Source organism: Gorillibacterium timonense, from assembly GCF_001457415.1.
GTDB lineage: Bacteria > Bacillota > Bacilli > Paenibacillales > NBRC-103111 > Gorillibacterium > Gorillibacterium timonense.
Genome location: NZ_LN881724.1, coordinates 1,523,837 through 1,546,705, shown reverse-complemented (window position 1 = coordinate 1,546,705; position 22,869 = coordinate 1,523,837). Strand labels below are relative to the sequence as shown.

24 protein-coding genes, 2 pseudogenes and 1 riboswitch are annotated in these 22,869 nt (G+C 55.0%); of the genes and pseudogenes, 4 read left to right on the top strand and 22 right to left on the bottom strand.

The features are described 5' to 3' along the window. Positions 1–2: 2 nt before the first annotated feature. From BN2684_RS19640 to ytfJ, 3 genes and pseudogenes are all read right to left on the bottom strand, one after another. The gene (locus tag BN2684_RS19640; RefSeq protein ID WP_058303800.1) at positions 3–605 is read right to left on the bottom strand and encodes a nucleoside recognition domain-containing protein; all 603 of its coding nucleotides are present in this window, start codon (positions 603–605) and stop codon (positions 3–5) included. Positions 606–609: 4 nt separating this feature from the next. After that, complete coding sequence (locus tag BN2684_RS19635; RefSeq protein WP_082652088.1) at positions 610–1,863, bottom strand: D-alanyl-D-alanine carboxypeptidase family protein; 1,254 nt, start codon at positions 1,861–1,863, stop codon at positions 610–612. Between the two features lie 434 nt (positions 1,864–2,297). Further along, positions 2,298–2,714 (bottom strand): annotated as a pseudogene (gene ytfJ, locus BN2684_RS25105) (GerW family sporulation protein); the annotation flags it as partial. A gap of 277 nt (positions 2,715–2,991) precedes the next feature. On the opposite strand from ytfJ, the gene fabV reads away from it, so the two are divergent. Next, positions 2,992–4,179, top strand: coding sequence for an enoyl-ACP reductase FabV (fabV, locus tag BN2684_RS19625; protein ID WP_058303799.1), 1,188 nt, complete (start codon positions 2,992–2,994; stop codon positions 4,177–4,179). A gap of 117 nt (positions 4,180–4,296) precedes the next feature. Here the strand turns inward: fabV and BN2684_RS19620 are convergent, their stop codons facing one another. From BN2684_RS19620 to BN2684_RS19560, 13 genes are all read right to left on the bottom strand, one after another. Further along, positions 4,297–4,998 (bottom strand): DUF2953 domain-containing protein, encoded by a 702-nt coding sequence (locus BN2684_RS19620; RefSeq protein WP_058303798.1) that lies wholly within the window; start codon positions 4,996–4,998, stop codon positions 4,297–4,299. Between the two features lie 119 nt (positions 4,999–5,117). Next, positions 5,118–5,816, bottom strand: a complete 699-nt coding sequence (scpB, locus tag BN2684_RS19615) for an SMC-Scp complex subunit ScpB (RefSeq protein WP_392389022.1) — start codon at positions 5,814–5,816, stop codon at positions 5,118–5,120. Beyond that, positions 5,785–6,564 carry a segregation and condensation protein A gene (locus BN2684_RS19610; protein WP_058304641.1) on the bottom strand — a complete coding sequence of 260 codons (780 nt, stop codon included), beginning with the start codon at positions 6,562–6,564 and terminating at the stop codon, positions 5,785–5,787. Before BN2684_RS19610 ends, scpB begins: the two co-directional genes overlap by 32 nt. 302 nt (positions 6,565–6,866) lie before the next feature. After that, positions 6,867–7,337, bottom strand: a complete 471-nt coding sequence (gene ribH, locus BN2684_RS19605; RefSeq protein WP_058303797.1) for a 6,7-dimethyl-8-ribityllumazine synthase — start codon at positions 7,335–7,337, stop codon at positions 6,867–6,869. A gap of 16 nt (positions 7,338–7,353) precedes the next feature. After that, positions 7,354–8,589 (bottom strand): bifunctional 3,4-dihydroxy-2-butanone-4-phosphate synthase/GTP cyclohydrolase II, encoded by a 1,236-nt coding sequence (locus BN2684_RS19600; protein ID WP_058303796.1) that lies wholly within the window; start codon positions 8,587–8,589, stop codon positions 7,354–7,356. 32 nt (positions 8,590–8,621) lie between these two features. After that, complete coding sequence (ribE, locus tag BN2684_RS19595) at positions 8,622–9,284, bottom strand: riboflavin synthase (RefSeq protein ID WP_058303795.1); 663 nt, start codon at positions 9,282–9,284, stop codon at positions 8,622–8,624. Between the two features lie 32 nt (positions 9,285–9,316). Further along, positions 9,317–10,426: a bifunctional diaminohydroxyphosphoribosylaminopyrimidine deaminase/5-amino-6-(5-phosphoribosylamino)uracil reductase RibD gene (ribD, locus tag BN2684_RS19590; RefSeq protein WP_234340281.1), complete on the bottom strand. Its 1,110-nt coding sequence runs from the start codon at positions 10,424–10,426 to the stop codon at positions 9,317–9,319. Positions 10,427–10,590: 164 nt separating this feature from the next. Further along, positions 10,591–10,767: riboswitch (FMN riboswitch) on the bottom strand. Between the two features lie 158 nt (positions 10,768–10,925). Beyond that, positions 10,926–11,882 carry an LCP family protein gene (locus BN2684_RS19585; protein WP_058303794.1) on the bottom strand — a complete coding sequence of 319 codons (957 nt, stop codon included), beginning with the start codon at positions 11,880–11,882 and terminating at the stop codon, positions 10,926–10,928. A 220-nt stretch (positions 11,883–12,102) separates the two neighbouring features. After that, positions 12,103–12,534, bottom strand: coding sequence for a peptidylprolyl isomerase (locus tag BN2684_RS19580; RefSeq protein WP_058303793.1), 432 nt, complete (start codon positions 12,532–12,534; stop codon positions 12,103–12,105). A gap of 80 nt (positions 12,535–12,614) precedes the next feature. Beyond that, entirely contained in the window at positions 12,615–13,955 is a 1,341-nt protein-coding gene (gene lysA / locus BN2684_RS19575) for a diaminopimelate decarboxylase (RefSeq protein ID WP_058303792.1), read from the bottom strand. Positions 13,956–14,062: 107 nt separating this feature from the next. Next, positions 14,063–14,479 carry a stage V sporulation protein AB gene (locus BN2684_RS19570; RefSeq protein WP_058303791.1) on the bottom strand — a complete coding sequence of 139 codons (417 nt, stop codon included), beginning with the start codon at positions 14,477–14,479 and terminating at the stop codon, positions 14,063–14,065. After that, positions 14,463–15,119: a stage V sporulation protein AA gene (locus tag BN2684_RS19565; protein ID WP_234340280.1), complete on the bottom strand. Its 657-nt coding sequence runs from the start codon at positions 15,117–15,119 to the stop codon at positions 14,463–14,465. The genes BN2684_RS19570 and BN2684_RS19565 overlap by 17 nt, the downstream gene beginning before the upstream one ends. 135 nt (positions 15,120–15,254) lie before the next feature. Continuing rightward, positions 15,255–15,941: a GTP pyrophosphokinase gene (locus BN2684_RS19560; RefSeq protein WP_392389037.1), complete on the bottom strand. Its 687-nt coding sequence runs from the start codon at positions 15,939–15,941 to the stop codon at positions 15,255–15,257. 289 nt (positions 15,942–16,230) lie between these two features. On the opposite strand from BN2684_RS19560, the gene BN2684_RS19555 reads away from it, so the two are divergent. Continuing rightward, positions 16,231–16,395, top strand: a complete 165-nt coding sequence (locus BN2684_RS19555) for an aspartyl-phosphate phosphatase Spo0E family protein (protein WP_159065824.1) — start codon at positions 16,231–16,233, stop codon at positions 16,393–16,395. Between the two features lie 11 nt (positions 16,396–16,406). Here the strand turns inward: BN2684_RS19555 and sigF are convergent, their stop codons facing one another. The 4 genes from sigF to BN2684_RS19535 form a co-directional block, all read right to left on the bottom strand. Beyond that, the gene (gene sigF / locus BN2684_RS19550) at positions 16,407–17,162 is read right to left on the bottom strand and encodes an RNA polymerase sporulation sigma factor SigF (protein WP_058303789.1); all 756 of its coding nucleotides are present in this window, start codon (positions 17,160–17,162) and stop codon (positions 16,407–16,409) included. 100 nt (positions 17,163–17,262) lie between these two features. Beyond that, positions 17,263–17,709 carry an anti-sigma F factor gene (gene spoIIAB, locus BN2684_RS19545; protein WP_058304637.1) on the bottom strand — a complete coding sequence of 149 codons (447 nt, stop codon included), beginning with the start codon at positions 17,707–17,709 and terminating at the stop codon, positions 17,263–17,265. Positions 17,710–17,711: 2 nt separating this feature from the next. Beyond that, positions 17,712–18,068, bottom strand: a complete 357-nt coding sequence (gene spoIIAA / locus BN2684_RS19540; RefSeq protein WP_058303788.1) for an anti-sigma F factor antagonist — start codon at positions 18,066–18,068, stop codon at positions 17,712–17,714. Between the two features lie 129 nt (positions 18,069–18,197). Next, positions 18,198–19,370 (bottom strand): D-alanyl-D-alanine carboxypeptidase family protein, encoded by a 1,173-nt coding sequence (locus BN2684_RS19535; protein ID WP_058303787.1) that lies wholly within the window; start codon positions 19,368–19,370, stop codon positions 18,198–18,200. A gap of 154 nt (positions 19,371–19,524) precedes the next feature. Here BN2684_RS19535 and BN2684_RS19530 point away from each other — a divergent pair, with 154 nt between their 5' ends. Then, the gene (locus tag BN2684_RS19530) at positions 19,525–20,427 is read left to right on the top strand and encodes a prohibitin family protein (RefSeq protein ID WP_058303786.1); all 903 of its coding nucleotides are present in this window, start codon (positions 19,525–19,527) and stop codon (positions 20,425–20,427) included. Positions 20,428–20,535: 108 nt separating this feature from the next. Here BN2684_RS19530 and BN2684_RS25495 read toward each other — a convergent pair. Both BN2684_RS25495 and BN2684_RS25430 read right to left on the bottom strand, forming a co-directional pair. After that, positions 20,536–20,767, bottom strand: a pseudogene (locus BN2684_RS25495) (transposase); the annotation flags it as partial. 44 nt (positions 20,768–20,811) lie between these two features. Further along, positions 20,812–21,117 (bottom strand): DUF5316 domain-containing protein, encoded by a 306-nt coding sequence (locus tag BN2684_RS25430; RefSeq protein WP_159065823.1) that lies wholly within the window; start codon positions 21,115–21,117, stop codon positions 20,812–20,814. Positions 21,118–21,252: 135 nt separating this feature from the next. On the opposite strand from BN2684_RS25430, the gene BN2684_RS19525 reads away from it, so the two are divergent. Next, on the top strand, positions 21,253–22,785 hold the full coding sequence (locus BN2684_RS19525) for a Ppx/GppA phosphatase family protein (protein ID WP_058303785.1): 1,533 nt from the start codon (positions 21,253–21,255) through the stop codon (positions 22,783–22,785). Positions 22,786–22,869 lie beyond the last annotated feature (84 nt).

Here is a 22,869-nt window from a genome sequence, read left to right as displayed (position 1 = left end):
GCTTACCCTCCTCCTGTTGGCGGCATGGGACCTTCACGCTTTCGATACCAGCGATCCACAACGATGGCAGCGAGAGTCGAAACGGCCGTGGCGAGCAGGGTCGTCCCGATGATCTCGGCGGGATTGCCCGAATGCAGATTCATCCGGATGGCGATGAGGGTCGTCGGGATCAAGGTGATGCTGGCCGTGTTCAAGGCGAGCAGCGTGCTCATCGCGGGACTGGCCCTATCCTTATCGGGATTGAGCTTCTGCAGCTCCTGCATAGCCTTGATGCCCATCGGGGTAGCCGCATTGCCAAGACCGAGCAAATTCGCGCTCATGTTGGACATGATGTACCCCGCTGCCGGGTGATTGATCGGTACGCTCGGAAAGAGAAAGCGAACGACGGGCCTCAGAAGCTTGGACAACGCTTGAATCAAACCACCGTCTTCGGCAATTCGCATCATCCCCATCCAAAACGTCAGGATGCTGATCAAGCCGAGAGAGACCGTTACCCCGTTCTCGGCGCCTTCAAATACAGCCTTGGTCACCACATCGATATTGCCCTGAACTGCGGCGACGACGAAACCGACGACAAGAAAGAACAGCCAGATGTAGTTGACCATCGTTCTACCCCCTCTTCTCTCCGGGGATGAGCCCGCTCCAAACCTGCCGGAAGGCTAGGGTCCATTTGTGAATCCAATCTTCTTTCTTCACGGAATTCGAAAGACCCGCTCCTCCGAGCTGTAAGCTTGAGATACTGCCACTCGCTGCCCCCTTGCCGCCGTCCGTTTTCGCTTGTACCGTAATTCGCACCTTGCCGATTGTTTCGCCGTTCAAGAGCAGAAGCAGATTCCCCCGTTCTCCCAGGCGGTAATCCGCACTCTTCGGATCGGCTGCGATCACTTTTCTTTGAACGGCATCAAGCTCTTCCTCGGTCAAAGGATAGGTGAAAGCTTCGGCCGCGACAAATAGGCCGCCAAGCGATTCCCCTTTCTTGACGATTGTCTGCTGCGGGTAATTCTGAAAGCCATAGTCCAGCATCCGACTGTGATCGGCCCAGTCGCTTCCATCGTTCAAGGTGACCGCCGCGAGCTGCTGCCCGTTTCGGGTGGCAGAGGAGACCAAGCAGCGGCGAGACAGCTGGGTAAACCCGGTCTTCACGCCATCCGAGCCCGGGTAAAGCGTCAGCATCTTGTTCTTATTGGTCCAGACGGTATCCCACGGTTCATCCTCGCGCGAGACCCGCTTGGATTTCGTCTTCACGATCTCGCGAAAGGTTGAATTCTTGAGGGCGTAAGCTGCGAGCCGCACCATATCATTGGCGGTGGAATAATGGTCATTAGCATCGAGCCCGCTCGGATTCGCGAAATGTGAGCCGGACATGCCGAGCTCTTCCGCTTTTCGGTTCATCAGGTAAACAAAGCCATCCTGAGACCCTCCCACATGCTCCGAGATTGCGGTTGCGGCATCGTTGCCGGAGCGGAGCATGAGCCCGTACAGCAGGTCGTTCAAGCTCATCTCTTCTCCAAGCTTCAAATAGATCGAGGAGCCTTCCTTGCCGAACGCATTCTTGCTCACGGTAACCTTGTCCGACAAATGACCGTACTCAATGGCAATTATCGCGGTCATGATCTTGGTCGTGCTGGCGATCCGCATCCGCTTCTCTCCCTGCTTACTGAAGAGAATCCGGCCGGAAGCGACATCGACCAAGGCAGCCGCTTCCGCATTTGTCTCGACCGTTTTCTTACTTGGTGAAGCTTTTGACGGGTCCGCTGTTGCAGGACGCACGGCCGATCCAGGCTCGTCCCCCGAGGCTTCAAGGTGGGATGCGGGCAGGAACAGGAGAAGGAACGCAGCCAAACATAGCACCACACGAGTCATGGTCTCACTCCCGGTTCAATGGGTCTGTTTCTACCCATGTATATGCCTGGATCGGCAGGAACATGTCCGCATTAGATTCGATCCCCGATAGCAAGAGAAAAGCCGTCTCACGGCGGATTATTCCGCGCGAGAACGGCTTCGGCTTGCTTGTTGCCAGAGAGGACTTCGTACTTCACTCTGCAGGATGATCAGTTAGTATCGATACCGGATACGGTGCTGGCTGCCCCAGCAGCGGAGACCGGATTATCGGTTGCGGCGATCGGGTAAACTTCGGCCGCGTTCGTAAAGCCGCTGCCCGTGCTGCCCATTCCCGAATAACCGCCGAATGAACCGCCGCCGGTATTATTTCCGGTATAGCCGCCGGGCGCAGGAGCAGCCGATCCGCTTCCCGGTGCCCCGGTCGAATAGGCTTGGCCCTTTACGCCTACACTTGCTGTCCGGTTGGTTGCTCCAAAGCTTTGCAGCATCCCCTGAATGCGGTCTACCACATGCGGAGCGGAATCAATCAGCCGTTCGACGATATGCGTTTGGTTGTCCAACGGAACGACGCGAACTCCCTGCTTTCCGACGACAAGGAAGGCGATCGGGGTAATCGATACCCCGCCGCCGCTGCCGCCGCCAAATGGGAGCTGAACGGAAGCATGCTTCGCTTCCTCGCCTACTTCCTTGCTCTTCTCCGTGTTAAAATCGCTGCCGCCTGCCGCGAAACCGAAGTTTACGCGCGAAATCGGCATGATCACATCGCCGTCGCCGGTTTCAATGGCATCGCCGACAATGGTGTTGACATTGACCATTTCCGTAATCTGTTCCATGGCGGTCTTCATGAGACCTTGAATGGGATGGTCGGACATGGTAGTACCTCCTCCTTGATTCGGATTCAATGATTTATGCTTTCTGTAGTGTGTTCCAATCAGGTGGTCAGTATGTGTACTCGCGCTAGAGTGGGATCGCGGTATGGTGGCAACACAAGATGATTTTTTTGCCGATTGTCCGCTCACCGTGACCGCTGAGCGGCAAAACGCAGCAGGACATGGTATACTGATACCACGCAATAACAGGAAGCCGGAGTTCGTACGAACAGCGTTTCGGCGATCCCCCATTTTCAATCCCCGATAAAGGAGCATACCGATGATCATTCAACCGAAAATTCGCGGGTTTATCTGCACCAACGCACATCCGGAAGGCTGCGCCCGGCAGGTAGGCGAGCAAATCCGGTACATAAAAGAACAACCGAAGCTGAACGGACCGAAACGGGTCCTCGTCATCGGAGCATCCACCGGCTTCGGCCTTGCCAGCCGGATCGCAGCCGCTTTCGGATTCGGCGCCGACACCCTCGGCGTCTTCTTCGAGCGCCCGGCCGAGAAGGACCGCACCGCTTCCGCCGGCTGGTACAATACGGCCGCACTTGAAGCTGCCGCACGAGCGGAAGGGCTTGTTGCCGAAAGCATCAACGGCAACGCCTTCTCCGATGAGATCAAGCAGGAGACGATCGCCTTGATTAAAGAGAAGCTCGGCCAAGTCGATCTCGTCGTGTACAGCCTCGCCTCTCCCCGCCGTACCCATCCGAAGACGGGAGAAGCGTTTACTTCGGTCATCAAGCCGATCGGCGGCGACTATGAGAACAAGACGGTCAATTTTATGACCGGAGCGGTCTCCACGGTGTCCGTCGCTCCAGCGACGGAGGATGAAATCCGGCAAACCATCGCCGTTATGGGCGGAGAGGACTGGCAGTTCTGGATCGAGGATCTTCTGGAAGCCGGAGTGCTTGCGGAAGGCGCCAAAACCGTTGCCTATTCCTACATCGGTCCGCAGATCACATACCCGATTTACCGGGAAGGCACGATCGGAAGATCCAAGGACGATCTTGAGGCAAAGGCCCATCAATTGAACGATCTCCTCCGCGGCAAGATCAGCGGCAGTGCGTTCGTTTCGGTAAACAAAGCGCTTGTCACCCAATCCAGCTCGGCCATTCCCATCGTCCCCCTCTACATCTCCCTGCTCTTCAAGGTGATGAAAGAAAAGGGACTTCACGAAGGAACCATCGAGCAGATGTACCGTCTCTATGCCGACCGACTGTACGCAACGGATACCCCCGTGGATGAAACCGGGCGCATCCGCATCGACGATTGGGAGATGCGGGAAGACGTTCAGAGCGAGGTCGCTGCACTTTGGGAAAAGGTCGATGCCGACAATCTAGGCGAGCTCGCCGATCTCGAAGGCTATCGTAATGACTTCCTTCACCTGTTTGGCTTCGGGGTTCCGGATCTCGATTATGCGGTTGAAGTCGAACCGAATGTCCCGCTAACCCGATCCTGAGAGACTCAGCCGGATCAGATTCCGGCTGCCACAACAGGTTGATCGCGCTTACCCCCTTCGATATTACGGAAAAAGTGGAAACCCAGGCGGCATGCCGTTCCGGGTTTCCACTTTTTATTAGGAAGGTCTTGCTTGCAGCGTACGCCTGATCCCCATCAGAACCTGTCTCGTATGACCCAGGCCGCCCATTCGGCGCAGCAGCTTCCACCCGGAAGCGGCAAGAGCTCCCGCTCTCATTTGCAGCCTCATTTCGAGATCCGTCGAGAAGGACGATCGGTTGTAACAAGGCGTCACCAGTAGAATCGGCCTGCTCTTAAACGCAAGCTTATCGGTCAATCTTCCGAGCAGAAACGACTTCAGCCCCCAACCAGCACCGACAAGCACCGCCGTGTTCGCCGGACTGCCTACGCCGACGCTGGAGGACCAACGGAAGCCGGTACAGGTGATATTCGCCATCATATCCGATAGCCAGCCGTTATAATCGCGGAAATTCTCTTGAAAGGTCTTAAAGACAGCTTTTCCCCACTCCACATCCTGCTTGTTCAAATCTTCAACGGCCGCATCGGCTTGGGTCTCCGGTTTGGCAATCCCTTTCTCTTTGCCGAAGAAACGAAAGCCTGTGAGGATACCGCGATAATCGATTGAGGGAACTTCATAGCGGTAATGGACGAAGCCAAAGAGTGCTTTCACATCGACCTCCAGCCGGTCGTCATCATGCACTCTTCGGAACCGGAATTCGATGCGGATCTGACTCGTCAGCACAGCCGCAAGAAGAAGGAGAAACAGGAGGAGCAGCAGCAGAGCGATGAGCCAACCCATGGAAGAGCCCCTTTCCGATCGAAACAGTCTCGCACGCAAATAACCCGCACTCTCCAAGCATAAGCCGGAGAACACGGGTTAGTATGCACCCTCTTTTGGAAAAAATGCACAACCGGAGCTTACTCTTCGTCAAGCTTCGAGAGCGGCTCCTGATCGAGTGCGAGAAAGGACTCTTCCAAGGCTTCAAACTCCTGTGCAAAATCGTCAGGCTTGGGAGCAGCGGCCAAATCTTCAAATGTGATCTGTTTGGCTTCGGCCCGATCGAAGAGAAGCCGATCCTCCTCCTCCAAGCTAAGCGACTGTTCGATGATCGACGAATCCGGCAGGTCATCCAAGCTGGATAAGCCGAAATAATCGAGAAATGGTTTGGTGGTTCCATACAGGATGGGCCGGCCTACCGCTTCCGCGCGCCCCGTCTCCTCGATGAGTTCCTTGGCTACAAGGGTTTGCAGTGCCCGATCGCATTTCACGCCGCGTATCTCCTCGATCTCCACCCGCGTGATCGGCTGGCGGTAGGCGACGATCGACAGCGTTTCAAGAGAGGCTTGAGACAGAGAAGAACGGGATGGTGATTCGGCCAGCTTCTCGAAATAGGGAGCATGCTCGGCCACTGTCGTCATCTGGAAGGAGCCGGCGAGTTCCACGATCTGAACCCCTCTGCCGGTTTCTCGCAGATTGTGGCGAAGGCTCTCCACCAGCTCTCGCGAAGCGGCTGCGCTGATCTCCAGCACTTCCGCAAGCTGCCTGGCATCAAGGCCTTCATCGCCTGCTGCGAACAGCAGGCCTTCAATAATCGGTAACATCGGATTCAGGGACAACCGCACTTCCATCCTCTCTGGCTTCAATTACTATGTCATCAAACAAGCGGTGCTGAAAGCAGACGATCCGCTTCATCTTCATCAGCTCCAGAAGGACGAGGAACGTCGTCACGACTTCCTCCCGGGAAAAACCGTCTTCCAGCAGACGGGAGAACAAAACGCGGCCGCCTTCGCGTTTCAGCTGGCGCATGACTTGGCGAATCCGTTCCTTCACCGAGATTTCGTCCCGGCGAATGCGCGCGACAGAATTCCGGCTCGCCATCTTTCGGAGCGCCCGCCGAAAGGCGAGCAGGAGATCCGCCGGAAGCAAGCCTTCTACCGGATTCTCCTTTACGGTCACCACATAGGGAGTCAAGTCCGCCGGTTCGCGGGTGAAGATATGGCTGCGCTCCTCTTCCATCTCCCGCAGTTGATCGGCAATCTCCTTGTACTTTTTGTACTCCATCAGCTGTCGAACCAATTCCGCACGCGGGTCCAAATCCGGATCCTCCATGCCGTCCTCCCAATCCATCTCGATGACGGGCGGCTTCGGCAGAAGCATCTTGCTCTTGATCGACAAGAGGGTTGCGGCCATGACCAGGAACTCGCTCGTGATATCGAGCTCCAGCTCCTGGAACAGATCAAGGTACTCCATGTACTGATCGGTAATCGTCTTGATCGGAATATCGTAGATGTCGACTTCGTTCTTGTCGATCAGATGCAGCAGGAGATCAAGCGGACCCTCGAAGGCCTCGAGCTTGAACGTCACCTTGGCGGAAGGATGCGCGTCGGCAGCAGGATCGCCTTCGGCGAGTTTTACTGGCTCGCCGAATTCGTCGACCTCAGCAGCCTCAAGCGGCTTTTCAAGCCCTTCGCCCTCAGTGGCTTTTTCTGACCCCTCAAGCTCAGCGGCCCCTACAGGCTCATTGAGCTCAGAGGTCTCCGCTCCCTGCCCTCTTTCCGCGTTCGGCTGGTCAAGCGCCTCCGTCTGTACGATTGCCTGCGGATGCTCTTGTGAAGCGATTTGGTTTTCCTCGGTAGGTCCATTCATGCGGTTCTCCGTAATCTCCCTTAAGCCTGAATCTGTTTGATCAAGTTCACCATTTCAATTGCAGTCGTCGCCGCTTCCCAGCCTTTGTTGCCGGCTTTCGTACCGGCGCGTTCGATGGCCTGCTCGATGGAATCCGTCGTCAGGACGCCAAATACGGTAGGAACTCCCGTGGAGAGTCCGATCGACGCAACTCCCTTGGACACTTCGCTCGCCACATAATCGAAGTGCGGCGTTGACCCCCGGATCACGGCGCCCAGCGTGATGACCGCATCGTATTTGCCGCTTTCCGCCAGCTTTTTGGCGACGAGGGGGATTTCAAAAGCTCCAGGCACCCAAGCCACATCCACGTCTTCTTCTCCCGCTCCATGGCGATTCAGAGCATCAAGTGCTCCGGATACCAGCTTGCCTACGATAAATTCATTGAAACGTCCCGCCACAATGGCGTATTTGCTATTCTCGGAGATGAGCTTGCCTTCAAAAATGCGCGTCATTGAAATCTTCCTTTCGTCATTTGGTTGGTTGGGTTTCATTTTGTTCCACAAAGTTCAAGAGATGACCAAGCTTCTGCTTCTTCGTATGCAGATAGCGGGTATTGTCTTCGTTTTCCTGCATTTGTAGGGGAACCCGTTCCGTCACTTGCAGCCCGTAGCCTTCCAGACCGGTGATCTTACGGGGATTGTTGGTCAAAAGCCGGATTTGGCGGATGCCGAGATCGCGAAGAATCTGCGCTCCGATGCCGTAGTCGCGTAAATCGGCTGCAAAGCCTAGTTTAATATTCGCGTCGACGGTGTCAAGTCCTTCTTCCTGAAGCTTATACGCGCGCAATTTGTTGATGAGGCCGATTCCTCGCCCCTCCTGGCGCATATAGAGCAGCACACCGGAGCCTTCCTGTTCAATTTGAGCGAGTGCGGCTTCCAGCTGTGGACCGCAATCGCACCGGTGAGAGTGGAAGACGTCACCCGTCAAGCATTCGGAATGAACGCGGACCAGCACCGGAGCGGCCGGATCGAGGGTTCCTTTTACAAGAGCGACATGCTCTTTGCCATCCACATCATTGGAATAAGCGATTGCGCGGAAGGTTCCATAATCGGTCGGCAGCTTGACTTCGACTTCCCGATTGACGAGCTTATCCTTCTCGTTACGGTAGTGGATCAAATCCCGAATCGTAATGATTTTATGGTCCCCCGTCTGCTTGAGCTTCATCAGGTCGGGAACCCTTGCCATCGTCCCGTCTTCCTTGATGACCTCGCAGATCACGGCAGCGGGATACGCGCCGCACATCCGGGCCAAATCGACCGCCGCTTCCGTATGTCCGGCCCGGCGCAGAACGCCGCCCTTCTTGGCGATCAGCGGGAAGATATGCCCGGGACGGCGGAAATCCGCCGGCTTCGCTTTGCCGTCGATCAACGCTTGAACCGTAGCGGAGCGTTCGTGTGCGGAGATTCCCGTCGTCGTCGTGACGTGATCGACCGAAACCGTAAAGGCTGTCCCGTGATTGTCCGTATTTCGCTCGACCATCGGGCGAAGCTCCAATTCAGCTGCCCGCTCTTCCGTGATTGGGACGCAGACGAGCCCGCGCCCTTCGCGAATCATATAATTGATCACATCCGGGGTTGCCTTTTCGGCGAGAGCGATGAAATCCCCTTCGTTCTCGCGATCTTCGTCATCCACAACGATGATGACTTTTCCTTGCATGAGGTCATAGATCGCTTCCTCGATGGAATCAAACCGGATATCGTCCATCGTGATTTCCTCCTGTCATTCGGATTGGCTTCTCAAAGAAAGCCGTTCTCGGCGAGAAACTGCTCGGTGAGCCCGCTTTGTTTATGGCTGCTCGCGGCTGCAGCCGGGTAACGCAGCAGCCGTTCAATGTACTTGCCTAGAATGTCGCATTCGAGGTTCACCGTGTCTCCTGCATATTTGTCTGCTAATATCGTTTCCTGCAAGGTATGGGGAATAATCGACACGGTAAACGTTCGGTCGGCTGTATCGACGACCGTCAAGCTGATGCCGTCAATCGCCACGGAGCCCTGCGGAATGATATAACGCAGCACTTCCGGCTTCTCCGGTTCGATCGTATACACCACCGCATTCTCTTCCCGTTCGCGGTTCCGAATCGTCCCAGTCGTATCCACATGTCCCTGAACCATATGGCCTCCGTAACGGCCGCCAGCCGCCATTGCCCGCTCCAGATTCACCCGGCTTCCGGGCTGGAGCAGCCTTAGGCTGGTCTTGCGGTACGTCTCCGGCATCACATCCATCGAGACGCTCGCGGCATCGAAGCTGATCACTGTGAGGCAGACGCCGTTCACTGCGATGCTGTCTCCCAGATGTACATCCTCTAGAATGCGCGAGGCTCCAACGGTCAACACGAGGGCTTGACCTTGTCGCTTGATCCCCTTCATCGTGCCGATTTCTTCAATGATCCCCGTAAACATGGGGCCAGCCTCCTTCCTGTAACGTCACCTTCTTACAAGCGAAAATCCGGATATCCCGTGAGGCAGATGTCCTCACCGAACAGCTCGACGCTTGTTCGGGTTAACCGGATGGCTTCGTCCATGCGCTCGAAGCCGTCAAAGGCGAAGCTGGCCGGCGCATCGGAGCCGCCGATGATCTTCGGGGCGAAGAAGAGCACGATCTTGTCGATGAGCCGACGCTCAAGCATAGCTCCATTCAAGCGCCCTCCCCCCTCCAAGAGAATCGAGCCAATTTCTCGTTCGCCGAGCACCTTAAGACCGGCGGTCAAATCGACTTGAGGTCCAGCCCCTTCGATCGGAATAATCTCCGCGCCTAGCGCCTCCAAGCGTTTGGCTCGCTCGGGGTTGGCTCCTGCCCGCGTGAGCACCAGGACCGGTCCGCCGGAGTCGGCCGCCAGAAGGCGCGCCTCCGGCGGCAGCCGCAAGGCCGAGTCGACGATGACCCGCACCGGTTGAAGGCCCGGTACGGAGAGACGAGTCGTCAGCTCAGGATCGTCCGCAAGCACCGTACCGCTGCCGGTCATCACCGCCTGATGGCGGTGGCGGAGCAAGTGGACGTATTCGCGCGAATGCGGATTCGTGATCCACTTGCTGTCCCCGGTCCGGCTGGCGATGCGGCCATCCAAGGTGCTGGCCGTCTTCAAGGTGACGAAAGGCATCCCGGTGACGATATACTTGTTGAACGCCTCGTTCAGGTCGCGGGCCTCCGACTCCCGAACTCCCGTGACCACTTCGATCCCGTTCTCCCGCAATCGATCAATTCCCCGGCCCGCAACACGGGGGTTGGGGTCGCTGGCCGCCACCACCACCCTCGCCACCTTCTCGGCGACGAGCTTCTCGGCGCAAGGAGGCGTTTTCCCGTAGTGGCTGCATGGTTCCAGGGTGACGTAGACGGTTGCCCCTTCCGCATCGGCTCCAGCCATGTTGAGTGCATGAACCTCCGCATGAGCCGTTCCTCGGCGCAAATGCGCCCCAAGGCCGATGATCCGGCCTTCCTTGACGATCACACAGCCGACAGCCGGATTTATCCCGGTCTGACCGGACGTGCCGCGCGCGAGATCGAGCGCCAACCCCATGTAATAGTCGTCGTTCAGCACATCCACATCTCGTCGCTCCCTTCCCAGAATCGGAAGCTGTACACAAAAAAGCCCCCGTTTGTTTTTCGGGGGCGTAGGGGTTCTGAAACACGAACGGATCAACAGCAGCCATTTATCCCGCAAAGGGAATGTGAAAAAAAGTACAACAATGGCACGCGGTTGAATCTCCGTATTTCCTTCTCCCATCCAGACTGTAACTGTCGGTCCCGGACTTGCACCGGATCAGCCGCGTAGATGCAGCAGCTCGAAGGCTGTTCATCCACACGGGTCACGGACTTCCGCATGTGGAGTAAATCCAGTCTGCGGTCACCGCCGGTAGGGAATTGCACCCTGCCCCGAAGGAAATTCATCTCGTACGTTTTACCGTACTACGGAGATTCTACCACTGCATTCGGTATAAAAGCAAGACAGGCGCGAATGACAGCCCCCGATTCCTGGAGCTGTCATGTCGAGTTTATCTCATGGGGTGTTAACTTACCCTCCAAGCGAATTCCGTTTCCTACGACTACTTCCCGTCTTTCTCTCCCTTGCCGGAAGCCTGCTCATTCGCCTGTTCCAGAGTAGATGAAACGAACCCCTGGAGAGCAGCAGGATCGGCACTGAGAGCGGCCCCGCTTTTGGTGCGAATGTTTTGGATCAGATTGGTGGGAGGCAGTTGAACACTGTCGATCCCGTTGCCCTTGGCAGATAAGCCAAGCCGGCCTAGCTTCAGCATGTCGGTCGGCTTCATGTTCGTATCGACATAGGGGCTAACCGATTTGATGATTCCGGGCAGCTTCACCAGCGAAGAGGCGTTTTGCAGCTTTTCGGTGACGGCGGCGATCAGCTTGCGCTGCCGTTCCGTACGGGTAAAGTCGGATGTCGCGTCATGACGGAACCGCACGTATTGCAAGGCGGTCTTCCCATCCATATCCTGCAAGCCTTTTTTCAAATGGATATCGAATTTGTGGCCGTCGGCCGCATCCTCGTAATCCATGTTTTTTTCTACGTCGATCTCAATGCCTCCAATGGCGTCAATAAGCGACATGAAACCCTGGAAGTCCGTGTACACATAGTAATGAATCGGAATATCGAGCAAATTGCTGACGGTTTGGATCGCAAGTGACGGACCGCCGAGCGCAAGAGCCGCATTGATCTTGCCCTTCCCGTGATCGGGGATGCTCACATACGTATCGCGCAAGACGGAAAAGAGAACGATGCTCTTCTCTGCCGGGTCAACCGACGCGATCATGATCGTATCCGAGCGCGGATTTTGATCCTTCCCGCTGTCGCGGGAGTCTCCGCCAAGAAGCAGGACATTCACGCGATCCTTTCCGTTCCAATCGGTTATCCCTTCCACTGCGACGGTTTTGCCTTTGCTTAGACCGTTCAGAGAATCATAGATGCGGTAAGCATAGACCGCAAGAAAGACAATAAGAAGCAAGCCTACGAATAAAATGATTCGTTTCATTGGTTTTTTCATGATTTCCCCCTTCTCTCAACCCGGTACCCACGCTTGTCCCTTCCGGTGGACACGGCCGCTTATCTTTACTGTATGGGCCGTATGTGAAAAATAAGATCGGTTCACGAAAGAACAGACGGTTTCCCGAATCGAAAAGTTGCTTGGAAGCTGATTTGTGCTCGAAACGAAAAGAGTCCCGGTGCAGAACGAACCGCACCCGGGACTCCGGTTCCTTTCAAAATCAGGCTTCGACTACTTCAACCTTGGCCATCTTGTCGCGGCCGTGGAACTTGTCCACTGCGTCCATGCCGCTCACCACTTTGCCGAACACCGTGTGTTGTCCGTCCAGGTGAGGCTGCGGCGCATAGCAGATGTAGAATTGGCTTCCGCCGGTGTTGCGTCCGGCATGGGCCATGGCGAGAGTGCCGCGCTCATGCTTGTTCGGGTTGATCTCGCAGTTGATCGTGTAGCCGGGACCGCCGGTGCCGGTTCCTTGGGGACAGCCGCCTTGAGCGACAAACCCCGGGATGACCCGGTGAAAAACGAGACCGTTGTAAAAGCCGCTGTTAGCCAGCTTCTCAAAGTTAGCGACCGTATTGGGAGCGTCCTGCTCGAACAGATCGATCACGACTTGCTCCCCATTTTCCATCGTAATATTCGCTTGTTTAGCCATGTGGAAATCATCTCCTTCAAGTTGACGAACTCGGTTACCATTGTACGGGGAAAAGCGCAAAAATACAAATCGCCGATTTCTTAGCGAATGCCCGCCTCCGAAGGCGCCTTGTGCATGCGGGCTGGGATAACGTCGCCAGCGATCAGATCGGCATGCGTCTCCCTCCGAACCACCACTTCCGCTTCTCCGTCCTTCACGAAGACGACGGCCGGCTTGCGGATGCGGTTGTAATTGCTCGCCATGGAGTAATTGTACGCGCCGGTGCACGACACGGCGAGGATGTCTCCAGCTTCGGCCTTCGGAAGCTCCAAATCCCAGATCAGCATATCGCCGCTCTCGCAGCATTTGCCCGCGATGGAGACCGTCTCTTCGTTCGCATCGTGGCCTCGGTTCGCCAGCATCGCCTCATATTTGGCTTGATAGAGGGCGGGACGAGGGTTATCGGTCATACCGCCGTCAACGGACACATACTTGCGAATACCCGGAAGCTCCTTCATGGACCCGATCGTATAGAGCGTCGTCCCGGCATCCCCGACGATGGTTCGTCCCGGCTCGACCCAGATGGACGGCACCGGATAGCCGTTGTCCGTAAACGTCGAATAGATATTGGCCGTAATCGCTTTGACATAATCCGCGATTTCAAGCGGCTTGTCGCCCTCTACATAGCGGACGCCAAAGCCCCCGCCCAGATTGAGCACGCGGAATTCCGCCCCCGTCTCGGTACGGACCGCGAGGCAGAACTGCATCAGCTTATCGACCGCCATGCGGAAGCCGTCCACCTCGAAGATCTGCGAGCCGATGTGCGAATGAATGCCAAGCAGCTTCAGATGAGGCTGTTCAAGCGCCTGCTTCGCCGCTTCCATCGCCCCTCCACTGCCTAGATCAAAGCCGAATTTCGAATCCTCGTTGCCGGTCAGCATATAATCATGCGTGTGCGCCTCCACACCCGGAGATACGCGCAGCAAGATCTTCACCGTCTTTTTCTTGGAGCCTGCGATCGCGTTTAAGAGAGCGAGCTCGTGAAAGTTGTCCACCACAAAGACGCCGATTCCCGCATCCACCCCGAATGCGATCTCGTCCGGAGTCTTGTTGTTACCGTGGAAGTGAATGCGTTCTGGCGGAAAGCCCGCCTGCAGCGCTGTGTACAGCTCACCATCCGACACCACGTCAAGCGTGAGTCCTTCCTCCTCGATAAGCCGGCACATGGCCATAACGCAAAACGCTTTACTGGCAAAAGCCACCTGGTAATCAAGTCCGGACTCCTTGAATGCTTGGGTGAACTCCCGGCAGCGCCTGCGGATCAATTCTTCATCCATCACATACAGGGGGGTTCCGAACGACTCGGCGAGGACGGTCGCGTCGCATCCGCCAATCTCCAGATGCCCCCGTCCATTAATCGTACTGGTTCCATGCAAAAACATAACGCGTGCGCTCCCCCTAAAAAAGTTTACTCTAAACTTATCACATGGCTGGGGGGTTGACAATCATTATGCAAGGCGTTTCCGGCCCAAAAATAAGGGAATTAGCCTCAATAGAACAACCATTCGAAAAGCGATCCAATGACCTTGCCGAGAATCATCGCGAACAAGAGCAGCCCGATATGAGAGGCAAGCCCGAGGCGTTTCGCTAAAATAGGTAAAACGTTGACGACTTCCGTGAGTCCTCCCGCAAGCAATCCGACGAACATGCCAGAGAGAAGCCCCGTTATCGTAACAGCCGCCTGGTGCAACGGGAACATCCAGCTGTATAAATCCGCTAGCGTCCAATATACGGAGCCCGCGATCAAGGCCCGTTCGTACAGGCGAATGGTTGCATACGTACGGGTGACCTGCGCGAGGCGGGGAAGAATGTCCAGCACGGCGATGAACGCCACAAAGCCGCTGCCGACGGCAAGCCCCCAGGCCAGCCCGACGAACGCGGCCCCAAGCTCACGGACAATCGCCATGGCGATCCCCTTCTTTTGCCGCCAGCTTGCCGTATTCCTCCGTGACGATATACTGGTTCATGTTCTCCTGATAGAGGAACATTTCTACTTCCAGGGGGCTTGGTTCCTCATTGAACGTTTTCTTGAAAAATCGGTTGAAGAACAGCGCCATCCCGATCCCGATTCCAAGCGAATACGGAATTTGCAGCGCGTAGGGCCTAAGCTCCGATTTCCCCGTTATGAGCTGGTACATTCTCCGGTGAGCCGCCTGCATGCTCACATCGGCATGAAAGTTCATGATGGTAAGACCCGAGCCGATGAACAGCAAGAGCCAGACTACGGTGACGAGCAACCAACCGGGAATCCGCTCCTGTCGGGATTTGACCTCGACCAGAACGAAGGGCTCGCCGAAATGCTCGATGCGCATGTCGGGATAGCGCTCACGGACAAGCTCCACGATATGCAAGACATCCACGAGGACCATGTTGCCATCCCGATGCTCCGGGCGGGTGAGCACCATCCTCTTCAGCTCTGGCTCGCGGTCGGGGTCGGCGATCAACCGGGCGGCTTTGCCGAGCGTCAGCGCCTCGCCCTTTTCCAGACACACCCGTTTGCGGAAACGGAGATAGAGCACCTGATGTTCATACCGATCTACCGTCAATGGGCATCGCCTCCCCGATCATCCTCGAGCGCGCTATCAAACCGGGGATCAGACGATCAGACAACACGCTCTAATGGGAAGTATGCCAAAATCTGCGGATGTGTACTCTTTCTGCGTCAGGTTTTGGCCTGTCGGTTAAAACCGGAACGGAGAAGGCTCCTTCTCTTCCTGCTTGTATTCCGATACCTCTTCATTAATGGCTAGCATCCGCTTGTCGAGCAGATCGATGAGCTCCGCCGAATCCTTCAGCTGATCGGTGATGGATTGGGGAACCTCGCTTTCAAATTTGTAGTAGATTTTGTGCTCCAGGCTCGCCCAGAAGTCCATGGCGACCGTTCGAATCTGAATCTCAACCGGAACCTGCTCCACTCGGTCCGTCAGGAAAACAGGGATCAGGATGATCATATGGGCGCTGCGGTACCCGTTCGGCTTCGGATTTTGGATGTAATCCTTCACCTTCAGCACCTGAACGTCGCTTTGGCGGGACAGCAGGTCGATGATCTTATAAATGTCCGTCGTAAACGAGCAAATGATACGAATTCCTGCAATGTCGCGGATATGCTCGCGAGCGTTCTCCATCGTCACATCCAGCTGCTTGCGCCTCAGCTTGGAGATGATGCTCTCTGGGGATTTCAAGCGGGACTTCATGTGCTCAATCGGATTGTAATTGTGGATGAACTGGAATTCTTCATTCAAGATTTCGAGCTTCGTGTTGACTTCGTCCAGGGCGAATTTGTAGACGAGGAGCCAATTTTTCCAATCATTGATCATTTTCGTATTCATAGACCGAACGGCTTGTTCCGTGATCTCCAAGGTATCCATCACTTGTCTTCTCTCCCGATGTTCAATTTGCGGACTGCCGCACCTGCTGGTAGGGTTTGTCTCATTTCATAGGTCACTTCGGTAATACGGTTTGGCTCAACATTCCGTTTCAAAGAAAAACCGGCCTTTGCAAGCCGGCGGGAAACTGACAAAATATGAACGATATGGGACACTTCGCTCTTTTTTTGCAAAATGACCGAAGTTACGAAAAGATTCATTTTACTATAGGTGGTTAATATGGTTATATATGATAGTCATGCTATTTTGGAAAGGAGCCTTCCAGACGAACATGGACCTATCGCATATTTCCGATCAAATCGAGATGCTCCGGGAACAGTTGAATCGGCTTGCAGGCCGACGAGACAACCTCGCGCACCCACAGGTGGTCCGTCTCAGTGAAGAGCTGGATCAGCTCATCGTCCGCTATCAGCAAAAAAGAAGGTTTAGCGCGTAATCCTCTTCTGCCTACTGGGCGATCTGGTCGCGGATCGACTGAAGGATCTTCTTCTCCAGACGGGAGACCTGCACCTGTGAGATGCCAAGCCGCCCCGCTACCTCGGACTGTGTCTGATCCCGGTAATACCGGAGATAGACGATAAGCCGCTCGCGTTCGTTCAACCGTTCAATCGCTTCGCCAAGAGCCATTTTGTCGAACCATTTCTCTTGCGAATCATCAGATATTTGATCCATCAGCGTGATGGGATCGCCGTCATTCTCGAACACGGTCTCGTGTATCGAGGAAGGCGGCTTATTTGCTTCTTGGGCAAACACCACATCTTCAGGCGATATTCCGAGCTCGTCGGCCACCTCCTTGATGGTGGGCAGCCGTCCGAACTGTTTGGAGAGCTCGTCCTTTACCTTCCGAACTTTGTTGGCGAGCTCCTTGAGGGAGCGGCTGACCTTAAGAGTGCCGTCATCCCTTAGAAAGCGCTGAATTTCCCCGATGATCATCGGAACGGCATAAGTCGAGAACTTGACGTCGAAGGACAAGTCAAACTTATCAACCGCTTTTAAGAGCCCGATACAGCCGATCTGAAACAGATCCTCGGCTTCGTATCCCCGGTTGAGGAAGCGCTGCACCACCGACCAAACGAGGCGAATGTTGCAGTTCACCAGCGTGTCGCGGGCAACGCCGTCACCCGCTTGGCTGAGGGCGATCAAGCGTTTGACTTCACTGTCGTCCAGGTAGCTCCCGGAAGCGTGCTTCAAATCCCCATTCATAGGCTCGACTCCTAGTACGTGATCAACTCATAAACACCTTTTCCCGCTTGATGCCCCTTCTGACTACTACAGGCTTCTTCTGCAGATTCCCAAACCTGCTTTAGTTATATAGAGCTTTCTTCGATTCGATGCGCTTCACCATGCGCACGACGGTTCCCTTGCCGACTTCCGTTTCGATCTCCACCCGATCCATGAAATTCTCCATGATGGTAAAGCCCATGCCGGAGCGCTCCAACTCGGGCTTCGAGGTGTAGAGGGGCTGACGGGCCTGCTCGGGGTCTGCAATACCGGCTCCGTCGTCTTCCACCGTCAGATAGAGGACATCCTCCTCAATGCGGGCCGTGATCGTCACGACCCGATCCGGACGGTTGTCGTACCCGTGAATGATCGAATTCGTTACGGCTTCGGAGACGACGGTCTTGATGTCAGTCAGTTCGTTCATATCGGGGTCCAGCTGGGAAGCGAAGGAGGCGACTGCTACCCGGGCGAAGGCTTCGTTCTCGGAACGGCTGGCAAATTCCAGCCTCATGAAATTGGAGCCTGTCATTGTCATGATACGACCTCCAGACTGGATACCGCTTGCCGCTCGTTCTCCTTAACGGATACGATCTTGTAGAGACCGGACATCTCGAAGAGCCGGTGCACGGAAGGATGAATGTCGCAGACGACCATCTTGCCGCCCATACCGGTAATCTGCTTATACCGGCCCAGAATGACTCCGAGCCCTGAGCTGTCCATGAAGGTCAAATCCTTCATGCTCAAGATCACGTGGATGCTGCCCTCCCGCTGCAGGGCTTCTTCCATCTTCAATCTCACAATCTCGGAGGTGTGGTGATCCAGCTCGCCGGCCAGTCGGACGATCAAGGTTTTGCGTCCGCCTTTCTCGATTTCGATGTGCAAACTCAACGTTCAGCTCACTCCTTCCTTGGCATGAACATTGATTTCTACACCTCAAAATACTTCTCCTGCCTGGCCGACAAAACTAGAACTGACGCAACAAAACTAGAAGAAACCTGGCATAGTCCGACAATGTCTTCAAAAGGTGACCAACTGCTCAAAGGTTCGTTTAAAGAGGGTCCACCAACCCGCCTTGGCTACGTTTGCAGGACTCTCCACCGGCACCTCGCTCAGCAGAGCGTTATTGCGGTAAATGGCAAGCGTCCCGACCTTGTCTCCAGCATGGAGCGGAGCCTTCACCTGGCTCTCCAGCTTCAGCTCAAAGCGGACATCCCCCTTCTCCTCGCCTTTCTTCAGCAGGATGCTGTAAGGGGTCTTGGCTTTGAGGGTCACCTGCTTCTCCATCCCTTTGTCCACCTTGACGGTTCCGATGACATCGCCTGCCTTCAGAATCGGATGGCTGGCAAATTGAGCAAAGGCGTAATCAAACAGCTTGGACACTTCGGCATTGCGCGTCTTCGTATCCGGCTCTCCCATGACGACCGCGATTACACGCAAGCTTTCTTTCTTGGCCGTTGCAGAGAGACAGAAGCGAGCTTCCGCTGTGAATCCGGTCTTGAGCCCATCCGCTCCGGGGTAGAAGCGCACGAGCTTATTCGTGTTGACGAGCCAGAACGGCTTTGCGGAGTTTTTCCGCAGGTAATCCTGATAGGCTCCCGTAAATTTGGTGATCTCCGGATGCTTGAGCAGCTCGCGCGACATGATGGCAATGTCATAGGCCGACGTATAATGATTGTCAACCGGAAGACCGTTGCAGTTAGAAAAATGCGTGTTGTTCATCCCGAGCTCCTTGGCGCGGGCATTCATCTGGGCGACGAACGCCTCTTCGCTTCCGGCAAGCTTCTCCGCCATCGCGACCGAAGCGTCATTTCCCGAGGCCATCGCGATGCCCTTGAGCATCTCCTCCACCGTCATTTCCTCGCCCGGCTCCAAAAAGATTTGCGAACCGCCCATCGAGGCCGCGTTTTCGCTCGTCCTCACCTTGTCCGTCATCGCGATCTTCCCTTGGTCCAGCGCCTCCATGATGAGAAGCATCGTCATGATCTTGGTGATGCTGGCCGGGGGCAGCTTCGTATCTTTGTTCTTCTCGTAGAGGACGGTTCCTGTATCGCTGTCAATCAAGACGGCGGACTTGGCACCTGGTGCATAATCGGCGACGGGAACCGCTTTTTTCTCATCGGCATGGAGTACGGGAAGCGCAGCGCTCAACGTCAGCAGGAGCGCAACTGAGAAAGCTAGCATCTTCTTCATTGTGGAAGTTCCTCCCATATTGGAAATATCCGGTATTCCTTCTTTTCCATTCTTGACGGAAATATCCGATAATATTCCCTTGCGAGTGAAACGAGGGGGTCCCTTCTTCCGTATGTAACAGCACATCGTGAAAAAGATAGAGGAGGACATATCCATGAGTACAGAAGTTCCCTATAAGGGAAAGAAGAATCCGGCGCCCCGCATCATCGGATGGACCGCGCTCGCTCTCGTCATTGTCATCGTGCTGTTCAACAGTTTTGCCGTTGTTGAATACGGCCATGTGGGCATCCGCAAGACGCTCGGGAAAATGAGCAGCGAGACGTTGAAGGAAGGGCTGCACCTGAAGGTTCCGTTCGTTCAGACGATCATCCCCGTCAATGTTCAGGTAACCAAATCCGAAGCAGAAGCCGCGGCGGCTTCCCGCGATCTGCAGATCACCCATACGAACATCGCGGTCAACTACCGAGTTGACGCAGCGGGCGCTTACAAGCTGTACAACAACGTAGGTCCCGACTATGCAAGCCGCATCGTCGCTCCAGCCATCCAGGAAGTGTTAAAATCCGTGACGAGTAAGTTCACCGCGGAGGAGTTGATCCAGAAGCGCGATACGGTCGCCGTTGAGGTCAAGGAAGGCTTGTCCAAGCGGCTTGGCAATTATCAGCTGATCGTAACCGATATCAGTATCGTCAACTTCGAATTTGCCGATGCCTTCAACGCTTCGATCGAAGCGAAGCAGATCGCATCCCAAAAGGCGATGCAGGCCGAGAACGACCTGAAGCGGATTGAAATCGAAGCGAAGCAAAAGATCGCCCAAGCGCAGGCCGAAGCCGAATCACTGCGGTTGAAGAAGCAGGAAGTTACGCCGGAGCTGATTCAGCTCAAGCAGATTGAAGTGCAGGAGAAAGCGCTCGAGAAGTGGGACGGCAAGCTCCCCACGGTTACCGGCGGAGCTACTCCGTTCATCGACCTCGACAGCATCAGCCCGCAGGCGAGCAGCTCGACATCCAGTTCATCTGCCGATTCGGCTAAAGCTCCCGCTGCCTCTTCGAAGCCGTAAGAATAGGTGAGTGGAACGATTGTCATAAACATGATGAGGGTGTCTTAAAAGTAAGCTTTGGAACGACCCATGAACAAATGAAACAACCAAAGAAACGAGACGAAGGAGCTAAGCGGTTTGTTTTCGCTTAGCTCCTTCGTTTTTGGTGTCTATCGCTGCCTTCTTGAGCAGATTGTGGACAAGGAAAAGCCACCTGACCTTCTGACTCACCATCGGTAAGCCTCGAAGCAGAAATCGCTTAAAGCTTCGGTTGCACTTGGTATCCCCAAACCGGCTCCGGCTCGATCTCACGCCTCACGACCCGTTTATCGATTTCTTCGCTGCGGAGTTTTGCCTCCGCTACTAAGCGCTACATAAGGATGCAAAAACCGACTTCTCCCAAAATCAGGGAATATAATGCTTGTAAAATAAATGGATAGCAAGCAGCAGATTGGGGATTCCGAACTTGAATAACGCTCCGCTCAAATAATATCTTTGGTCGCGCTCGCTTTGAGTTTCTCTTGAATAATTGGCCCTCAGACGGTCTCCGGAGTTCAATGATCCGGAAAAAATCATAGCGAGAATGATCGGAACACCTGCGCAAAGACCTGTCAATCGAATTGCTAATTGCGGATTAAACTGCGCAAGAAGGAGTGAGGCCAGTACAACAACGACACCATAAAAAAGAGTAGACCTAAATATTCTTATCACCCTCTTATTTAACTAATCCATTTTTTAGTTGTCAAAAAGATCGTCCGTGAAAAAAATGAGTTTCATCCTTTGGGTGAATGACCCATCCGTGGTAGAATAGAGGACAATCGAAATCCGTCTACAGGAGGATACAGCATGACTCAAACCCGGCTGTTCGGCATCATCGATATCGGCTCCAACTCCGTACGCTTAGTGCTGTACGAGGATGCCGGACACGGCATTCACCGCATTGTGGAAGAAAGCAAAAAAACGATCCGTCTGATCAGCAAGGTCGCCCGCGACGGGTCTCTGCCGCTCGATCAATTGGATGAGCTTATCGCCACGCTGCTTCACTTTCGCTCTCTCTGCGAAGCGTACCGCGCTGATTTTATCCGTTCTGTCGCCACAGCGGCCATTCGCAACGCAACGAACTCCCACGAAGTCGTGGATGCGCTTCACGAAGCGACGGGGCTTGTCATCGAAATCGCAAGCGATGAGGACGAAGCGCGTTACGGCTTCATCGGCGTCATGAATGCCATGGATATCTCTGACGGCTTCCTGATCGATATCGGAGGTGGAAGCTCAGAGATCACGTTGTTCCGCGACCGTAAAATCATTCATTCGGTTTCTTTCCCATTCGGGGCTGTAAATACGGCCAAGCGCTTCACACCTAATGGGGTAACGGATGAAACCAGTCTGCGTGACATTCGCGTGATGGCGGAAACGCTGTTCGAGCAGCAGCCTTGGCTGCGCCAGCATCCGGGTCTGCCGCTGATCGGGCTCGGAGGCACGATTCGGACTTTGGCCAAGCTTACCCAGAAGCGATCCGGGTATTCCTTGCCGCTCACCCATAATTACCGCATTCCCCTTATTACCGTACATGAAACCATCGACCTGCTCGGCAGCATGACGCTGGCACAGAAGCTGAAGGTAGACGGCTTGAATGCGGATCGCGCAGACATTCTGGTACCAGGGCTCGTTCTGCTCCAGACCGCACTTATGCATACGGGAGCCTCAACCTGCATAGTCAGTGGAACCGGGCTGCGCGAAGGGGTTTATTACGAAACCTCTTGTCCAGATCAACCCATGACGGATCATGTGCTTGCTCACAGCATCCAGATTCTCATGCACAATGCCGGGATCGAATCGACTCCTCATGTGGAGCAAGTTCATCGTTTGGCCCTGCAGCTGTTCGACGGGCTGAAGGCCTATCACCGGCTCGGAAGCGATGCCCGGAACAGCCTCTACGCCGCCTCCAAGCTGTTCCGGATCGGAGCCGCCATCAATTACTATACCTATCCGGCCCATACGTTCTATTGGATCACCCATTCTCGTTTGAACGGGCTGGAGCATCGCGAGGTCGTCCTGGCCGCTTTGATTGCGGCCCATACCGGCAAGAAAAAGTCGCGCAAAGCCTTTCTCGCCCATCAGGATTTGCTGACGGAGGCGGATTTGTCAACAGCGGTTGCGCTCGGAACCTTGCTGCAGCTCGCCTCTGCCCTCGATTCCGGACGCCAAAGCTGTGTATCCCGGATTGAAATCGTCACGTCCGACGGCGCTCCGCTGCTTCGACTGACCTGCAAATCGGCTCCCGATGCGGAACTTGATGCCGCGATGAAGCTTTCGGATGATTTCCGCAAGACTTGGGGCTTCCCGCTCCGATTCGCTGTTAAAGAGCAACAAGCATAAGCGCTTGCTACAGGAACATAGATGACTTCGAACCACATAAAGAAGCGTCCGCCTGACACTGTTTCAGTGATAGGCGAACGCTTC

Bases quoted from the DNA above. Each gene is read 5' to 3' on its own strand.
- BN2684_RS19525 (WP_058303785.1), top strand. From the start codon at position 21,253: ATGACTCAAACCCGGCTGTTCGGCATCATCGATATCGGCTCCAACTCC.
- ribH (WP_058303797.1), bottom strand. From the start codon at position 7,337: ATGACGCGCATTTTTGAAGGCAAGCTCATCTCCGAGAATAGCAAATAC.
- sigF (WP_058303789.1), bottom strand. From the start codon at position 17,162: ATGAATGGGGATTTGAAGCACGCTTCCGGGAGCTACCTGGACGACAGT.
- BN2684_RS19555 (WP_159065824.1), top strand. From the start codon at position 16,231: ATGGACCTATCGCATATTTCCGATCAAATCGAGATGCTCCGGGAACAG.
- BN2684_RS19530 (WP_058303786.1), top strand. From the start codon at position 19,525: ATGAGTACAGAAGTTCCCTATAAGGGAAAGAAGAATCCGGCGCCCCGC.
- ribE (WP_058303795.1), bottom strand. From the start codon at position 9,284: ATGTTTACGGGGATCATTGAAGAAATCGGCACGATGAAGGGGATCAAG.
- spoIIAB (WP_058304637.1), bottom strand. From the start codon at position 17,709: ATGACAGGCTCCAATTTCATGAGGCTGGAATTTGCCAGCCGTTCCGAG.
- BN2684_RS19635 (WP_082652088.1), bottom strand. From the start codon at position 1,863: ATGACTCGTGTGGTGCTATGTTTGGCTGCGTTCCTTCTCCTGTTCCTG.
- BN2684_RS19640 (WP_058303800.1), bottom strand. From the start codon at position 605: ATGGTCAACTACATCTGGCTGTTCTTTCTTGTCGTCGGTTTCGTCGTC.
- BN2684_RS19535 (WP_058303787.1), bottom strand. From the start codon at position 19,370: ATGAAGAAGATGCTAGCTTTCTCAGTTGCGCTCCTGCTGACGTTGAGC.
- BN2684_RS19585 (WP_058303794.1), bottom strand. From the start codon at position 11,882: ATGAAAAAACCAATGAAACGAATCATTTTATTCGTAGGCTTGCTTCTT.
- BN2684_RS19600 (WP_058303796.1), bottom strand. From the start codon at position 8,589: ATGGACGATATCCGGTTTGATTCCATCGAGGAAGCGATCTATGACCTC.
- BN2684_RS19580 (WP_058303793.1), bottom strand. From the start codon at position 12,534: ATGGCTAAACAAGCGAATATTACGATGGAAAATGGGGAGCAAGTCGTG.
- fabV (WP_058303799.1), top strand. From the start codon at position 2,992: ATGATCATTCAACCGAAAATTCGCGGGTTTATCTGCACCAACGCACAT.
- BN2684_RS19560 (WP_392389037.1), bottom strand. From the start codon at position 15,941: ATGGATACCTTGGAGATCACGGAACAAGCCGTTCGGTCTATGAATACG.
- BN2684_RS19620 (WP_058303798.1), bottom strand. From the start codon at position 4,998: ATGGGTTGGCTCATCGCTCTGCTGCTGCTCCTCCTGTTTCTCCTTCTT.
- lysA (WP_058303792.1), bottom strand. From the start codon at position 13,955: ATGTTTTTGCATGGAACCAGTACGATTAATGGACGGGGGCATCTGGAG.
- BN2684_RS19570 (WP_058303791.1), bottom strand. From the start codon at position 14,479: ATGGCGATTGTCCGTGAGCTTGGGGCCGCGTTCGTCGGGCTGGCCTGG.